17 protein-coding genes are annotated in these 14,629 nt (G+C 56.5%); 4 read left to right on the top strand and 13 right to left on the bottom strand.

Translation table 11 applies throughout. From position 1 onward, the window contains the following. Window positions 1-18: 18 nt before the first annotated feature. The 6 genes from GSF01_RS10350 to GSF01_RS10325 all read right to left on the bottom strand — a co-directional run bounded on the left by GSF01_RS10350 (window position 19) and on the right by GSF01_RS10325 (window position 4,676). A complete protein-coding gene (locus GSF01_RS10350; protein WP_159883578.1) occupies window positions 19-666 on the bottom strand; it encodes a trimeric intracellular cation channel family protein in 648 nt (215 codons plus the stop codon). A 4-nt stretch (window positions 667-670) separates the two neighbouring features. Further along, window positions 671-1,750: a Gfo/Idh/MocA family protein gene (locus tag GSF01_RS10345; protein WP_159883576.1), complete on the bottom strand. Its 1,080-nt coding sequence runs from the start codon at window positions 1,748-1,750 to the stop codon at window positions 671-673. Window positions 1,751-1,816: 66 nt separating this feature from the next. Next, the gene (locus tag GSF01_RS10340) at window positions 1,817-2,479 is read right to left on the bottom strand and encodes a response regulator (RefSeq protein WP_159883574.1); all 663 of its coding nucleotides are present in this window, start codon (window positions 2,477-2,479) and stop codon (window positions 1,817-1,819) included. A 7-nt stretch (window positions 2,480-2,486) separates the two neighbouring features. Next, on the bottom strand, window positions 2,487-3,908 hold the full coding sequence (locus GSF01_RS10335; protein ID WP_159883572.1) for a sensor histidine kinase: 1,422 nt from the start codon (window positions 3,906-3,908) through the stop codon (window positions 2,487-2,489). Window positions 3,909-3,926: 18 nt separating this feature from the next. Next, a complete protein-coding gene (locus tag GSF01_RS10330; protein ID WP_159883570.1) occupies window positions 3,927-4,310 on the bottom strand; it encodes a kinase-associated lipoprotein B in 384 nt (127 codons plus the stop codon). Between the two features lie 27 nt (window positions 4,311-4,337). Next, the gene (locus GSF01_RS10325) at window positions 4,338-4,676 is read right to left on the bottom strand and encodes a thioredoxin family protein (protein WP_235941394.1); all 339 of its coding nucleotides are present in this window, start codon (window positions 4,674-4,676) and stop codon (window positions 4,338-4,340) included. 95 nt (window positions 4,677-4,771) lie between these two features. Between GSF01_RS10325 and GSF01_RS10320 the strand changes: the two genes are divergently transcribed. Then, the gene (locus tag GSF01_RS10320; RefSeq protein WP_159883568.1) at window positions 4,772-4,969 is read left to right on the top strand and encodes a hypothetical protein; all 198 of its coding nucleotides are present in this window, start codon (window positions 4,772-4,774) and stop codon (window positions 4,967-4,969) included. Window positions 4,970-5,080: 111 nt separating this feature from the next. On the opposite strand, the gene GSF01_RS10315 is transcribed toward GSF01_RS10320, so the two are convergent. From GSF01_RS10315 to GSF01_RS10305, 3 genes are all read right to left on the bottom strand, one after another. Next, window positions 5,081-6,694, bottom strand: a complete 1,614-nt coding sequence (locus GSF01_RS10315; RefSeq protein WP_159883566.1) for an ABC-F family ATP-binding cassette domain-containing protein — start codon at window positions 6,692-6,694, stop codon at window positions 5,081-5,083. A 119-nt stretch (window positions 6,695-6,813) separates the two neighbouring features. Continuing rightward, on the bottom strand, window positions 6,814-8,760 hold the full coding sequence (locus tag GSF01_RS10310; RefSeq protein ID WP_159883564.1) for an ABC-F family ATP-binding cassette domain-containing protein: 1,947 nt from the start codon (window positions 8,758-8,760) through the stop codon (window positions 6,814-6,816). 63 nt (window positions 8,761-8,823) lie between these two features. After that, window positions 8,824-9,879 carry a M42 family metallopeptidase gene (locus GSF01_RS10305; RefSeq protein WP_159883562.1) on the bottom strand — a complete coding sequence of 352 codons (1,056 nt, stop codon included), beginning with the start codon at window positions 9,877-9,879 and terminating at the stop codon, window positions 8,824-8,826. A 102-nt stretch (window positions 9,880-9,981) separates the two neighbouring features. Between GSF01_RS10305 and GSF01_RS10300 the strand changes: the two genes are divergently transcribed. Together GSF01_RS10300 and GSF01_RS10295 are read left to right on the top strand one after the other, a co-directional pair. After that, window positions 9,982-10,320 (top strand): ASCH domain-containing protein, encoded by a 339-nt coding sequence (locus GSF01_RS10300; RefSeq protein WP_159883560.1) that lies wholly within the window; start codon window positions 9,982-9,984, stop codon window positions 10,318-10,320. 159 nt (window positions 10,321-10,479) lie between these two features. Beyond that, the gene (locus GSF01_RS10295; RefSeq protein ID WP_159883558.1) at window positions 10,480-10,914 is read left to right on the top strand and encodes a DUF2269 family protein; all 435 of its coding nucleotides are present in this window, start codon (window positions 10,480-10,482) and stop codon (window positions 10,912-10,914) included. Window positions 10,915-10,952: 38 nt separating this feature from the next. On the opposite strand, the gene GSF01_RS10290 is transcribed toward GSF01_RS10295, so the two are convergent. From GSF01_RS10290 to GSF01_RS10275, 4 genes are all read right to left on the bottom strand, one after another. After that, window positions 10,953-11,243 (bottom strand): Dabb family protein, encoded by a 291-nt coding sequence (locus tag GSF01_RS10290; protein ID WP_159883556.1) that lies wholly within the window; start codon window positions 11,241-11,243, stop codon window positions 10,953-10,955. A gap of 37 nt (window positions 11,244-11,280) precedes the next feature. Beyond that, on the bottom strand, window positions 11,281-12,840 hold the full coding sequence (locus GSF01_RS10285) for an ABC-F family ATP-binding cassette domain-containing protein (protein WP_159883554.1): 1,560 nt from the start codon (window positions 12,838-12,840) through the stop codon (window positions 11,281-11,283). A gap of 97 nt (window positions 12,841-12,937) precedes the next feature. Then, window positions 12,938-13,828 (bottom strand): PP2C family protein-serine/threonine phosphatase, encoded by an 891-nt coding sequence (locus GSF01_RS10280; RefSeq protein ID WP_159883552.1) that lies wholly within the window; start codon window positions 13,826-13,828, stop codon window positions 12,938-12,940. Between the two features lie 138 nt (window positions 13,829-13,966). Continuing rightward, entirely contained in the window at window positions 13,967-14,164 is a 198-nt protein-coding gene (locus GSF01_RS10275) for a hypothetical protein (protein ID WP_159883550.1), read from the bottom strand. Window positions 14,165-14,427: 263 nt separating this feature from the next. Between GSF01_RS10275 and GSF01_RS10270 the strand changes: the two genes are divergently transcribed. Beyond that, the gene (locus GSF01_RS10270; protein WP_159883548.1) at window positions 14,428-14,571 is read left to right on the top strand and encodes a hypothetical protein; all 144 of its coding nucleotides are present in this window, start codon (window positions 14,428-14,430) and stop codon (window positions 14,569-14,571) included. Window positions 14,572-14,629: the final 58 nt, after the last annotated feature.

The following is a 14,629-nucleotide window of genomic DNA, read 5'->3' as shown; positions in this document are numbered from 1 at the left end:
ACGACTCCTTTCGCCTTGCTAGCTTTTCTCCATCGATGGCTCGTCCGACAGCTTGAGCGTACGCCGCGGCAGCCGCCACTTCCGCATAACGGACAGCATCCGCAGCAGGACGACGATAGCGAAGAGGGTCAGCAGCTGCCAGGAGCCCTGCACCCAGCCCAGTCCGATCAACAGCCCCGCCAGCATGGCCCATACCGCATAGATCTCGTCGCGTAGCACTAGCGGCTTGCGCCCAGCCAGCACGTCGCGGATCATCCCTCCGCCGATCCCCGTCAGCATCGCCGCTACCATCACGGCCGACAACGGTACATTCATCTGCTTGGCATATAAAGCTCCCTGTATAGCAAACGCAGCCAAACCGATGGCGTCGAATAACGATTCCCAGGTTTTCCACTTCCGAATCCAGCTGACCGGTACGATAAAGACGAGAAATGCCGCTATAAGTGCAGTCTTGAATAAATTCCCTTGTTCCCAAAGCGTAGTAACCGGGATGCCGATTAACACATTGCGAACGACCCCGCCACCGAATGCAGTGACGAGGGCTAGTACGAACACGCCCAGAATATCGTATTCTTCTTCCATAGCTACGACCGCGCCCGAGATAGCGAACGCGATCGTGCCGATCATGCTGAAAAGCTGTAGGTTAAGTTGAAGCAGCTCATCCATGCGATTAATCTAGACTCCAATCCAGATTAACGAGCTGTCCGGTCCGCGACGACTCGTATATCGCTTCCAGCACCAGGCTGTTCGCAAGTCCCGACATGGCGGACGTCAGCGGTTCGCGGTTGTTTCGGACGCAATCCAGAAAATGCGCGTTCATCCGCAGACGCGGTCCCGTGTCTCCATCGGGAAAGTCCAGCTCCACATCGGCCGTGCGGTCGAACAGCTCGGTATGCAGCGTCCCCTTGAACGGCTTTAGTGATGCACCGCCTTTGGTCCCCATCAGGTTAATGTAAGGACCGTTGTCCTGGAACGACGTATGAGCGGCCCAGCTGACGTCCAGCGTAATCGTGCCGCCGTTATCCAGCTTGATCAATGCGGTAGCCAGATCCTCCACATCGTAGAAGCCGTTCCAATCCGGCTTGCCCCAGTTGCCGATCCCTCTCTTATGCGGGCCGAACTCGGCATACGTCGAGCCGAATACCGACACCGGCTTCGGGCTGCCCATAAAATGCAGGGACAGATCCAGCATGTGCACCCCGATGTCGATCAGCGGACCTCCGCCTGACTTGTGCATTTGCGTGAACCAGGTGCCCCATCCCGGAATGCCTTTACGACGCATCCAGCCGGTCTTGGTGTTGTAGATATGACCGAGAGCGCCCTTGTCAATCTGCTCCTTGGCCAGCATATAGATGGACTCCCAGCGGTTCTGGTGCGACATCATCAGCACTTTGCCGCTCTTGAGATATGCCTTGACGATCTGCTTGGCGGATGCGGCATTCAGCGCCATCGGCTTCTCCAGCAGCACATGCTTGCCTGCCTGAAGCGCTTCGATCGCGATCGGCGCATGCACGTCGTTCGGAACGGCAACTACTACGGCGTCAATGCCCGGATCGGCCAGCAGCTCTTGGTAGGTCGCATAAATCTTCGGGATGCCGTACTGGCTGGCGCGCTCGATCGCAAGCGGCTGGAACGTATCCGTTACCGCACAAACAACGGCGCCTTCCGTTGCCTGGAAGCCCTTAATGTGCTCATTGCCGATGCCTCCGGCTCCGATAATACCGATTTGGATTTGATCATTTGCAGCCATCGCTTTTGATTCCTCCACTTTTCCCTGGGTCGGTTTATAAATGTCGTACCTACTATATCACAACCGTTAGAGGATGCCCATATCTTTTGCCTTCTGCGCAGCCTCTTTGCTGCTCTTGCCGCCGAGCTTTTTCAGAATATTGCCGACATGCACCTTGACCGTACGGATCGAGACGAAGAGCTTATCCGCGATCTGGGTCTGGGTCAGCCCTTTCTCGATCAGGTCAAGCACCTGAAGCTCTGTTGGAGTCAGCAGATCGCGGAGCTCCTTCACCCGGACCTCCTGCTCAAGCTGCTTCAGCCGGCGGAATTCCTCGCGCATCTGGGCCGCGACGCTAGGATGGATAGCGCTTCTGTGGGCATAGGCGCTGCGGATCGTCTGGGGAATGTCCTTGAAGTCGGATTTGACCATATAATCGACGGCGCCGGCCTTGAACGCCTCGAAGATCATGTCCTTCTCTTCCATCGAGGACAGCATGATGACTCTCACTCCGCTGCACTTGACGATCTCGGCCGCCGCCCACAAGCCCTCCGGGTTGTCAGACATCATGATGTCCAGCAGGACGACATCCGCCTCCAGCTTCTCCAGCAGCCTTACCGCCTCCTCGCCCCCGGAAGCCGTCCCGACCACTTCGATGTCCGCTTCTCTGCGCAAATAGCTTTTCAAGCCGGCCAGCCACTCCGGATCATCCTCTACGATGACCACCCGTATTACGTCGTTCGTTTCCATGCTTCCTTTAGCCCCCTTCCGACTGTTTGCCTTCCCGCCCAGCAGTGTCAGGCCCACCCGACAAGCTCTGCTTCGGTTTCGGGAACTGCATGAATACGCTCGTTCCCTGGCCCGGCTTACTGTGAATATTCATGGTGCCCTTATGCTTCTGCACGATGGCATAGCAATACGACAGTCCTAATCCGAAGTTCATTTTTTTGCCGCTTTTCGTGGAGTAGAAAGGATCGAATACCCGTTTGAGCTGATGCTTTTCCATTCCGCAGCCGTTATCTTTAACTTCCACGACAATTTTGCGCTTGGTTTCGGATACTCTTACGGTCAAGGCGCCGCCCTGCGGCATCGCTTCCAGCGCGTTGGTCAGCACATTGGTCCACACCTCGCAAAGCTGAGCACGATCCGCCAGCAGCGTGCCTTTATAAGCGTATTCCTCGTTCAGCTCAACCGCCTGCAAGTCGGGGGCAAGCATCGTCAGGCATTCCTTCATCAATTCGGCGGGCTGCACCTCTTCCAGGCGCAGCGATATCTCCTGAGTCTGCCCCTGGATCCGGTAGATCATATCGTAAATATGCTGGGAGGCTCTCATAATCACTTCCACGTCACGGATCAGTTCCTCCGGCTCGGTCAGCCCATCCTCTGCGTCCAGCTTGATCTTCTCCCCGAAGAGCCGGATTTTGCCGACATCATTTTTGATCGCATGGTTCAGGATCGAGGTACCCGACGTAATCGCGCGGAGCGTGTAATCCAGCTTCTGATTCTGGATCGAGATCTGCAGTCCCATGAAGCCATATCGAAAGCTGGAGCCGATAATAACAGCTATCGTGAAGGCGATGACCACCGTATTATACCTCCACCATTCGTACATCCCGAAGAAGGTCGGCAGCAGATACAGCGTGAACAAGGCGAACAGCAGCGTCGGAACCGCGGCAGCCGTCACCAGCATCCGGTTGCGGCGCAGGAAGGAATTCCGCTCCTGCAGGGTTACCGACAGCAGCAAGCCGATGCCGGCCAAGATATAGGGCGTCGCCCAGGCCGTGACATATCCGTAAGGAATAGGGGCACCCGGCTTCGCTTCGAACAGCAGCGAGCCTGCTACTGGCACCAGCAAAGCCCAAGCCAGCCATCTGCCGCGCTGCCAATGAGGATAGCCCGGATGGTAGACGAGTGCAAACATCAGGAAGGTGTAAGGAAGGCCGTAATAGCAGAGCAGCGAAGATACGTTCTCGGCACGGCTGAGCAGCTCTGCGCTAGATTCGGTCAGCCAGCCGCGCTCCGAAAAGGCGGGGATAATATGATCGGCAATAACCGCCGACAAGCCTCCGGACCCACCCGTGAAAGCAATGCTGCTGATCCAGCGGGTGGTCAGCCTTTTGGGATCGGTTAGGAGTAGCAGAATGCCGATGGTCCACAGACCTACGAGCACAAACAGCACGATCGATCACATCCGTCCCTATGTGTAATCCCGCTTCAGCTTCTCCAGCTCATCCTGACAGCGCTGGGCCCATCTGCGCATCCGATCCAGCCGCGCATGCTCCTGATCGAGCGCCTGCAGCAGCGAAGCTTTATATTCCGGTACAGCGCCGTGATACGGGCGTACGGTCTGGGGCGGCATCAAGGCAATTTCCTGGTAGGCAAGCGCACGGCGCTCATGGAAAAAAGGAACATCCGGATCCATCGGATTATGCAAATCACCTTGGGTAGGATGCCCCGAGACGGCCAGGATACGGACAGCGAGCTTACCGCTTTCCATCAGCTCGACGACCTCGCCGATATATTCGCCGGTTTTATAGGAGGCTTTGACGATATCGCCTGCTTTACATGCATGTGTTGTCATAGGACTTCTTCCTTTCCTTATCGTTCTTCATAACGAAGGAGCAGCCATCCACTCGCGCAAAGCCGGAACGCCTTCCATCCGATAACGCTTGCGAAGCATGCGTCCGCTTTGGACCTCGACCAGACACGGCACGCTCTCTATGCGCCATTCCCGGGTGAGTTCCCGGCATAGATTGATGTCGGCGATCCCGATGCGCAGCGCAGGCTCCATGACCGCAACGATCTCCAGCATGCGCCGGGCGGCCTGACAGGTTCCGCAAAATGGGGTGACCAGCAGCACATATCGCGGGCCTGCCTTGTGCTCGGACAGGCTAAGTACGCGGTTCCGGCACAGAAGCTCCTGCTCGTTCCATTCCGGCAGTTTCAAACGGATAACGCTCCTTTGACGGATTCATGGTTGCTTACAAGTGGACAAATCCGGTATGATGGTACTATATTGACCTACAGGCAGGTGTGAAACTTATGTCAGAGACCAATCAACCGGAAGAACCGCGCAAGATCAGCTTGGCGGAAGCTATGAAGCAGAAGCTGGCTCAGAAGAAGCAGGCCCAGGCCGACGCCAAGAATAATCCGCAGCAGCGGGCCGGCAACGAGGCTACGATGCGCAGCCAGAACAACAAGAAGCCGAATAATCAGCGACGCCGCACCGGCGGGAGCTAATCGGCCCACAGGTGTGAAAGAAGGATGAGGACTTCCCGGTCGGGAAGCCGCTCATCCTTTTTCTTGTTGTCAGCCGAAGCTCTGCCCGCTGCCTAAGCGGGCAAGCTTCGATTAAGCATACGCTAGCTCGCGCTGGCGTTTGATATCTTCATTCTCCAGATATTCGTCATAGCTGATAACCTTATCGATGAGTCCGGTCGGCGTAAGCTCGATAATCCGGTTGGCTACCGTTTGTACGAACTGATGGTCATGGGAGACGAACAGCATCGTACCGTCGAAGTCGATCATGCCGTTGTTCAGCGCCGTGATCGATTCCAGATCCAAGTGGTTCGTCGGCTCGTCGAGCAGCAGCACGTTGGCTCCGCTCATCATCATCTTCGACAGCATGCAGCGGACCTTCTCTCCCCCCGAAAGCACGCTCGCTTTCTTAAGGGCCTCTTCGCCGGAGAACAGCATCCGGCCAAGGAAGCCGCGCAGATACGATTCATCCTGATCCTTGGAGTACTGGCGCAGCCAATCCACCAGGCTCACATCGTCCTGGAAGTAAGCCGAGTTGTCCTTCGGGAAATAAGCCTGGGTGGTCGTGATTCCCCAGCTGAATTCGCCGGAGTCCGCTTCGATCTCGCCCATCAGAATTTGGAACAGCGTCGTTTTGGCGATACCGTTCGATCCGACTAGCGCGATCTTGTCGCCTTTGTTGACGGTCAGGGAAATATCGTTGATGACCAATTGTCCGTCGATCGATTTGCTCAAGCGCTCGATGGTCAGCAGCTGCTTGCCCGCTTCGCGCTCCGGCGTGAATTTGATAAACGGATATTTGCGGGTTGAAGGCTTGATATCCTCCAGCTGCAGCTTCTCCAGCGTTTTCTTCCGGGATGTCGCCTGCTTGGACTTGGAAGCATTGGCGCTGAAGCGGCGGATAAACTCTTCGAGCTCCTTGCGCTTCTCTTCCGTCTTCTTGTTCTGTTCCCGTACCAGCTTGAGAGCCAACTGGCTCGACTCGTACCAGAAGTCGTAGTTGCCAACATACAGCTGAAGCTTGCTGAAGTCGATGTCCGCGATATGCGTACATACCTGGTTGAGGAAGTGACGGTCATGGGATACGACGATAACCGTGCCTTCATAACGGGACAGGAAGTTCTCCAGCCAGCGCACCGACTCAATGTCCAGATGGTTGGTAGGCTCGTCGAGCAGCAGAATATTCGGGTTGCCGAACAACGCCTGCGCCAAGAGTACGCGGACCTTCTGGTTGCCGTCGAGCTCCTTCATTTTCTGATCATGCTGCTCCTTCGGAATCCCGAGGCCGAGCAATAGCTCAGCGGCATCCGACTCCGCCTGCCAGCCGTCCAGGTCCTGGAACTCGCCCTCCAGCTCGGCTGCCTTCATGCCGTCCTCTTCCGAAAAGTCAGGCTTGGCATAGAGTGCGTCCTTCTCCTCCATAATCTGGAAAAGGCGCGTGTGCCCTTTAATAACCGTTTTCAATACTTCAATTTCATCGTATTCGTAATGGTTCTGTTTCAGGACGGCCATACGCTCGCCTGGTGTGATGCTGACCTCTCCTTTATTCGGCTCAATCTCTCCGGCCAAAATTTTGAGGAATGTCGACTTGCCCGCACCGTTGGCGCCGATCAAACCATAGCAGTTGCCCGGCGTAAACTTGACGTTTACATCCTCGAACAGAGCCCTCTTTCCGTATCTTAACGTGACATCGGTTACCGTAATCATTATTCGCTGACCCACTTTCGGTTATAGTACTGAAGCGACAGCCAGAAATCCAAACGCTTCCAAACGTTGATTATACCATAACTTGAGCTTGTTTCCCAAAGAATTGTTACAAGATGCGGTTATTTCTGGGCCGCTATGCTTTCGACCAGCTCCGACAGCTCGGACCAACGCTCCATCGCCTGCTCCAGCTGCGCCCCAAGCTCCTGCTCCTCCCGATACAAATCCTGGACCTTGCCGTAGTCGCTGCCCGCCAGCTCGATGCTTCGCTTCACCTGTGCGAGCTTCTCCTCCATCTCGGCGATCTTGCCCTCGATCTCATCCCATTCCTTCTGTTCCTTGAAGCTCAGCTTCCTGGGGCGTCCCGCATCGCGTCTGCCGTCTGTCTGCTGAGCCGAGTGCTCCGGCTGACCGGGAGCCGGAGAGGCTGCAGGCTTGACGGAACGCGCCGCTTCGCTCTCCTGCTGGCGCTCCTGCTTCGTTTGCTCCAAATACTCCGAGTAGTTGCCAAAAAACTTGCGTACCGTCCCGCCGCCTTCGAAGACGAACAGATGGTCCGCCGTCCGGTCCAGGAAGTAACGGTCATGGGATACCGTAATGACGACGCCCGGGAAATCCTCCAGATATTCCTCCAGGATGGTCAGCGTCTGAATGTCCAGATCGTTCGTCGGCTCATCGAGCAGCAGCACATTGGGCTCGCCCATCAGCGTACGCAGCAGATACAGCCTTCTGCGCTCGCCGCCGGACAGCTTGCCGATCGGCGTCCACTGCTGGGAAGGCGTGAACAGAAAGCGCTCCAGCATCTGCCCGGCCGTAATCGTATCTCCGCTGGCCGTGCGGATCACCTCGGCGGCTTCCTTGATGTAGTCGATCGCCCGCTGCTTATCGTCCATCTCGACATTCTCTTGCGTATAGTAGGCCAGCTTCACGGTCGTTCCCGTATCGATCCGCCCGCCATCCGGCTCAAGCCGCCCGGCCAGCATGTTCAGCAGCGTCGACTTGCCCGAGCCGTTCGGACCTATGATACCGATCCGGTCCTCCGGCAGCACGATATAGCTGAAGTCCCGGATCAGGCTGCGATCGCCATACGACTTGCTCACATCCTCCAGCTCCATGATCTTCTTGCCGAGCCGGCTCGCTCCGAGCGTCATATCCAGATTCGCCGATGGACCGTCCACCTTGCGGTCCCGCAGCTCCGTCACGCGGTCGATCCTCGCCTTCTGCTTCGTCGTTCGCGCTTTCGCGCCGCGGCGCAGCCAGGCAAGCTCCCGGCGAAGCAGATTTTGACGCTTGTCCTCCATCGAAGCCTCGCGTTCCATCCGCTCGGCCTTCTTCTCCAGGAAGGAAGCGTAGTTCCCGTCGTAGCTGTACAGCTGACCGCGATCCAGCTCGAACATCCGGTTCGTCACCCGGTCCAGGAAATAACGGTCATGCGTAACGAGCAGCAGCGAGCCCTTCCATGAGCTCAGATAGCCCTCCAGCCATTCGACCGTCTCGTGGTCGATATGGTTGGTCGGCTCATCGAGGATGAGCAGGTCGGCTGGCTGGATCAGCACGCGGGCCATGGCGACGCGCTTGCGCTGGCCGCCGGACAGCGTGCCGACACGCTGCCCGAAGTCGCGGATCCCCAGCTTGGAGAGAACCGTCTTGGCCGTCGTCTGGGCATCCCAGGCGCCTGTCGCATCCATCTGTGTTTGTGCCGCAAACAGCTTGGACTGGCGCTTCTCTTCCTCCGGCGCAAGCTGCAGCTCCGCGAGCGCTACCTCATAGGCCCGGAGCGCTTTCATAATCGGGGTATCACCATGGAACACCTGCTCCAGTACCGACGAGTCCATATCGAACTCCGGCTGCTGCGGCAAATATTCGACGTGAAAATGATTGGCATGAGTCAGCTTCCCGCGCTCGGTCGGCTCGAGACCCGCCATCACGCGCAGCAGGGTCGACTTGCCCGTCCCGTTGACGCCGACAAGCCCGATCCGTTCCTTCTCGTTGATCTGAAATGCGATGCCGTCGAACAACACTTTCTCGCCGTAGCTTTTGTATAAATCGTCTACCGAAATGATATTCATGCGGCATGCTCCTTTCTTGGTTGTACACCAGCTCGCTTAATCCCTATACGGGTGTCGGCACGCTCATTCGTACGCTGCCGCCGGCTCCCGAACGTAAGCGCCGAGCAGGGAAGCGGTATGGAGGATCGCTTGACGGTGCGTACGCTCCATCGCATGGGACGCGTGCACGCCAGGACCGAGCAAGGCTGCGCGGATGTTGCTCCCCCCGCGCAGAGAGGCCGAGGCGTCCGAGCCGTAATGCGGGTATACATCGACCGCGTAGGAAAGTCCCTCGCGCTCGGCCAGCTCGATCAGCCTCGTGGTCATCGCGTAATCGTATGGGCCCGAGGAATCCTTGGCGCAGATCGAGACATCGTACTCCGTGCAGGATAGATCGTCCCCGATCGCGCCCATATCCACGGCCAGCAGCTCGCTGATATCGGCAGGCAGCCAAGCTGCCCCGTGCCCGACCTCTTCGTAGGTGCTGAACAGGATACGGAGCGGACGGGCCGGCTGAGCCTTTTCCCGCTTGAGCCACTCCAGCATGCCGAAGACGGCAGCGACCCCTGCCTTATCGTCGAGGTGGCGGGACTTGATAAGCCCATTGGCAAGCAGCTGCGCGCGGGGATCGAAGGAAATAAAGTCTCCTGCCCCGATCCCGAGCGCCTTGACATCCGCCGCTGACTTCACCGGCTCATCCAGCCGCACCTCCATAACCGCTTCCTCGCGCTTCAAATCTCGGGCGTCGGTAAACACATGAACCGACGGCTTGTTGGTCAACACGGTCCCTGTGTAAGCCCGTCCGTCTCTCGTATGGACTACGCAGTATTCGTTCTCCACGGAACCGAGCATATAGCCGCCGATCAGCGTGAACCGCAAAGTTCCGCCCGGCTTGACCGCGCGAACCATCGCTCCCAGAGTATCCACGTGAGCGCTGATCCCGATGGCAGGCCCCTGATCCGCTCCCTCGACGGCGATGATTCCATTCCCTTTGGGCGTATAGGCCATCGTGAAGCCGAGCTGTTCGGCTTCTTCGCGGATCAACCTCATGATAGTCCCGCAGTATCCCGTCGGGCTCGGGGTTTCGAGAAGCCTTTTCAGCAGCCGTATGATGTAATCTTCGTTCAATTGGATTGCCATAAGTTCGCCTCCTATTTGATTCCCGGCCGACATTCGTGTAAGCTTTGGGATGAATTTACACTTGGGCTGATGCATCGCCCTTTACTCGAGGAGGAACTGTACATGTCTACCGAAGCAGAAGCTTTGCCACCGAAAACCTGTTCCATCGATCGCATGATCACCGTCGAAGCCGATGTGGAAAAGGTGCTCAGCGGTCAAAAAACGTCTACACGCCGCAACGGCCGCTATGCGGACCCGGGAGAAATTCTCGAGCTGCGCGGCCGGCGCTTTGTGGTAACCAAGGTGTACCGTCAGACGCTCGGCGAGCTGACGGACGAGATCATTCAATCCGAAGGCTACCCGACGGTGGAAGCGTACAAAGAGTACATCACATCGATGCATGCCGGGATGCCCTGGATGCCTCAGATGAAGGTCTGGGTCCACGAATTCCGCGAGCTGTAACACTCGCGGACCGCACAGGGCGGCGCCGCTCAGGCCGCCCAAACAAAACAGTGCAGCGGGGATTGCCGTACGCCCGGCGATACCGCCAGGACGCCTGAGCGATCACCCGCTGCACTTGTTCACCGTACGATTTCCCCCAAATAGGAAGGAATAGCACTCATGTATAAGTGGCTTCTTTATATTCATGTCATCAGCGCGATCGTGTCCATCGGACCGTTCTTTGTGTTGATGCCGATGCTACGCAAGCTAAAGGACGCCGAAGGAGACCGTCTCGACACTTATCTGGACTCGTTCACCTTCGTCGTACGGCTGTCCAAGCATACCGGCCATGTCCTCGTCGTCTCCGGCCTTCTGCTGATGTGGATCGGAGGCTATCCCTGGACGACGCCCTGGATATTCGGCACGTTCGTCGTCCTGTTCGCTTCGCTGCTGTTCATGGCCCGCGCATTCTCGCCGACGATACGCCGCTTCCGCCAAGAGGGTCAGGATCGGACGACGCTCGTAAGGAAGCTGGCCAGATCGCTATATTTATATCTGTTCGTGCTGTTCGTCATGCTCGGACTGATGGTCATGAAGCCTGCTTTATGGGGCTGATCTGCTTCAGAAGCGCGCCTCAAGAGGAGTTGAATGCCTCAGTTTTGGAAATCCACGCAAACGCTAGTACCGTCAAGCACCTGCTTCATATGGGCCTTAACCTCCATATGCAGCGGGTGAATGTCGTACACGCCCAGATCCTCCAGCGAATCGAACTTCGTGATCAGCGCGATGTCATAGGAGCGCTCGGAGTGAAGCACATCCAGTCCTACCTCGATATGGCGCAGAACCTCGATCTTGCCCTCCATGTTGCGAAGCACGTCCGCTGTAGCCTGTATCGCTTCGGGGCTGCGATCCTTTAATTTGAAAAAAACGACATGAGTCAGCATCTATTCATTCTCCCTTATCTTTGGATTTGATTCTCCTCTAGCTGTTAGCCTTGACCGTGGACCATTCCTCGACATTCCACACCTTCGTCACCCAATCCTCATAGAAATCAGGCTCGTGACAGACGAGAATGACGGTGCCTTTGAATTCCTTCAACGCGCGCTTCAGCTCTTCCTTGGCCGCTACGTCCAGGTGATTGGTCGGCTCGTCGAATGCGATCCAGTTGCTTTCTCTCATTTGCAGCTTGCACAGGCGCACCTTCGCTTGCTCGCCCCCGCTCAGACTGCTGATCGGACGCGTGATATGCTCGTTCTTCAACCCGCAGCGCGCCAGCGCCGCCCTTACCTCGTGCTGGTTCATGTGGGAGAACTCGTTCCACACATCATCGATCGGCGTCAGATTAGGCGCCTTCACTTCCTGTTCGAAGTAAGACGGGAACAGGAAATCTCCCAGGTACGTTTTACCGCTGTAGGCCGGGATCAAGCCGAGAATCGTCTTCAGCAGCGTGGACTTGCCGACCCCGTTGCAGCCGACGACGGCGATCTTATCACCGCGCTCCACCGTAACGTTCATAGCGGGAAGCAGCGCGTGGCCGTACCCGATCTCCAGATCCTTACCTTCGAAAACAAGACGACCGCTCGCCCGCGCCTCCTTGAAATTAAAGGTCGGCTTCATCGCTTCCTCCGGACGGTCGATGCGCTCGATCCGCTCAAGCTGCTTCTGGCGGCTTTTCGCCCGGCCCGACGTGGAGTAGCGCGCTTTATTGCGCTGGATGAAATCCTCTTGCTTCTTAATAAACTCCTGCTGCTTTTCGTAGGCATCGATATGCTGCTGCTTATTCATATCCGCCATCTGCAGGAAGCGCTCGTAATTAGCCGTATATCTCGTCAGCTTGGCGAACTCCAGATGATAGACAACGCTGACGACTTTATTCATAAATTCCGTATCGTGAGAAATGAGCATGAACGCATAAGGATAGCTTTGCAGGTAATTCGTGAGCCAGTCGATATGCTCGACATCCAAATAGTTGGTCGGCTCATCCAGCAGCAGGACCGTCGGCTGCTCTAGAAGCAGCTTGGCGAGCAGTACCTTCGTTCGCTGTCCGCCGGACAGCTGGGCGACATCGCGATCCAGGCCGACCGCGTCCAGGCCGAGGCCGTTCGCCATCTCTTCGACCTTGATGTCCAGCAGATAAAACCCGCTGTTCTCCAGGCGATCCTGAATTTCGCCCATCTCCTCGAGCAGACGCTCCAGCTTGTCGGGATCGGCATCCCCCATCTGTTCCGCGATCAGGTTCATCTCTTTCTCCAGCTCAAACAGCGGCAGGAAAGCATCCTGCAGCACTTCCCTCACCGTCTTGCCCGGGGTCAGCTTCGTATGCTGGTCCAGATAGCCATAGTGCACCTTGGGCGTCCACTCGACCTTGCCCGAATCCCTGACCAGCTGCCCCGTTAAAATGTTCATCAAAGTCGACTTGCCTACCCCGTTCGCTCCCACCAGGCCCACATGCTCGCCGGGCAGCAGGCGGAAGGAAACGTTCTTAAATAATACACGCCCGCCGAAGCTGTGGCTCAAGTCCTCTACAGTTAACAAACTCATGGAAGTTCCATTTCTCCTTACTCAGGCTATGATTGACAATTCATTATAGCATCTACCTCGTGCCCGAATCCAGAGAGATTCGAAGCCAGGGAACGTTTTACTCGCGAAACGAAAAAGCGAACCTCGGGTGCAGGATACGATGAGCGATCAGTGACAACGCAGCCCGGAACCTCCGCAGCCCTCTTCTTCCCCGGTCAATCGGCCTTATCGCAAGGACGCTGACATTATCGGGCGCAGCTCCCTCGAGCGTCTTGGATAATAACGCATCGCACAAGGCCTGCACATCTTTATGGCGGCTGCCGCCCTCTCCGAGCAGCTTCGACAAGACCGGCTCAGTAAGCGGACCGTGAAGACCGTCGCTGGACAGCACAAACAAAGTCTGCGGATCATACAAGCCGCATCTCACGTCGACCCTGGCTTTACCGGCCATCCCCAGATAACGGAGCAGCACATTCCGCCTCGGATGCTTGCGGGCCGCATCAGCCGACATGAGCCCGAGCCGCACCTGCCGGGCAACCCAGGTATGATCCCGGGTCAATCGGACCGGCCGCTTCCCGGGGCGGGCAAGCCGGTAGACCCGGCAATCGCCGATATGAAAAATCCAATACACGGAATCGAACAGAAGCAGCAGCGTAAGCGTCGTCCCTTGTCTCTTCCCTTGGCTGCGCGTACGCTCGCGGGTGGCCCCGTGAATCGCTTCGAACTGCTGCAGGACCGAAGCTTCCAGTACGGCCCATCCTCTTCGGTGCTCCAGCAGCCCGGGCAGCTCCTCCTCCAGCCAGGATCTGAGCCCCCCGATCGCCGACTCCGCAGCTTGACCGGCCCCCGCAAGGCCGCCCATTCCGTCAGCCAACGCCGCTGCGGCATACGGGGTTCCTTTTATCGTCATGCCCATCCGTAATAAAGAACGGTCATCGTTAAACGTGCGCTGCCATCCGCTATGCGTGGCCGCACCGTACTGCCAGTGGACAGCAATGGTTGTTTTCAATGGTCCTTAGCTCCCCGGAGGATAATGGCGTTACAACGTTCTTCTTCTACTATACCATCTCTTGTCCCTAATTGTTACGGAGAAGAACCTTATAGACCGGGGAGGCAAGCTCTGCTTTACCTTCGACTGACCGAGGCCTTACGAAACAACTGCTCGCGGAACGGGCTGCACGGCCAAAATGCTGGCCATCAAAAAGATCCGCGGCGCCCGTTTGGTCAAGCAATAGGCTTTGACGACGCCTGCTTCTACGTGCCGAATTTCAATAACCCGCTGGGATATTCGGTTATTGCGGCCCATATATATGATTTCAACCGTCCGACCCACGTATTTTTCCATCTCTACCCGCCTCCGGATAAGAACATATGTTTGTTTTTCATTATATCCAAACACATGTTCCCTATACAAGGGGATATTATTGCCTTTTTTAGTTCGTCTTCCTGTCGTATTACGCGATTAATATTCTTGATTCGGGACCTTCTGCCCCCTCTATCATTCCCTAATGGTACATAGGCGCTAAGCACCATTTTCCTCATTCTGGACGCTATTTTGGTAATAACTCCCGAACACTATGATAAATCTTCACTTGAAGGAGCGTCGCTATGAAAATCTCAATCGATATCCGTAAGCTGGCTGTTCAATTGAAGGGACCTTTCGCAATCGCACTTGCTACTATGGACAAACCTGCGGAGCTTAGCCAAGGCACTGCCCCTCCCCAGGATACGACTGGCTTACATAATAAATAACAGTCCTCCAAAAGCGGTCTAACCACTCTTGATGAACTGTCACCATAGGTACTTCCGC

Origin of the sequence: Paenibacillus puerhi (genome assembly GCF_009846885.1) — a bacterium.
In the GTDB taxonomy this organism is placed as follows: domain Bacteria; phylum Bacillota; class Bacilli; order Paenibacillales; family NBRC-103111; genus Paenibacillus_G; species Paenibacillus_G puerhi.
Note: the sequence above shows the minus strand (reverse complement) of the source record. Positions and strands in the feature narration are given on the sequence as shown.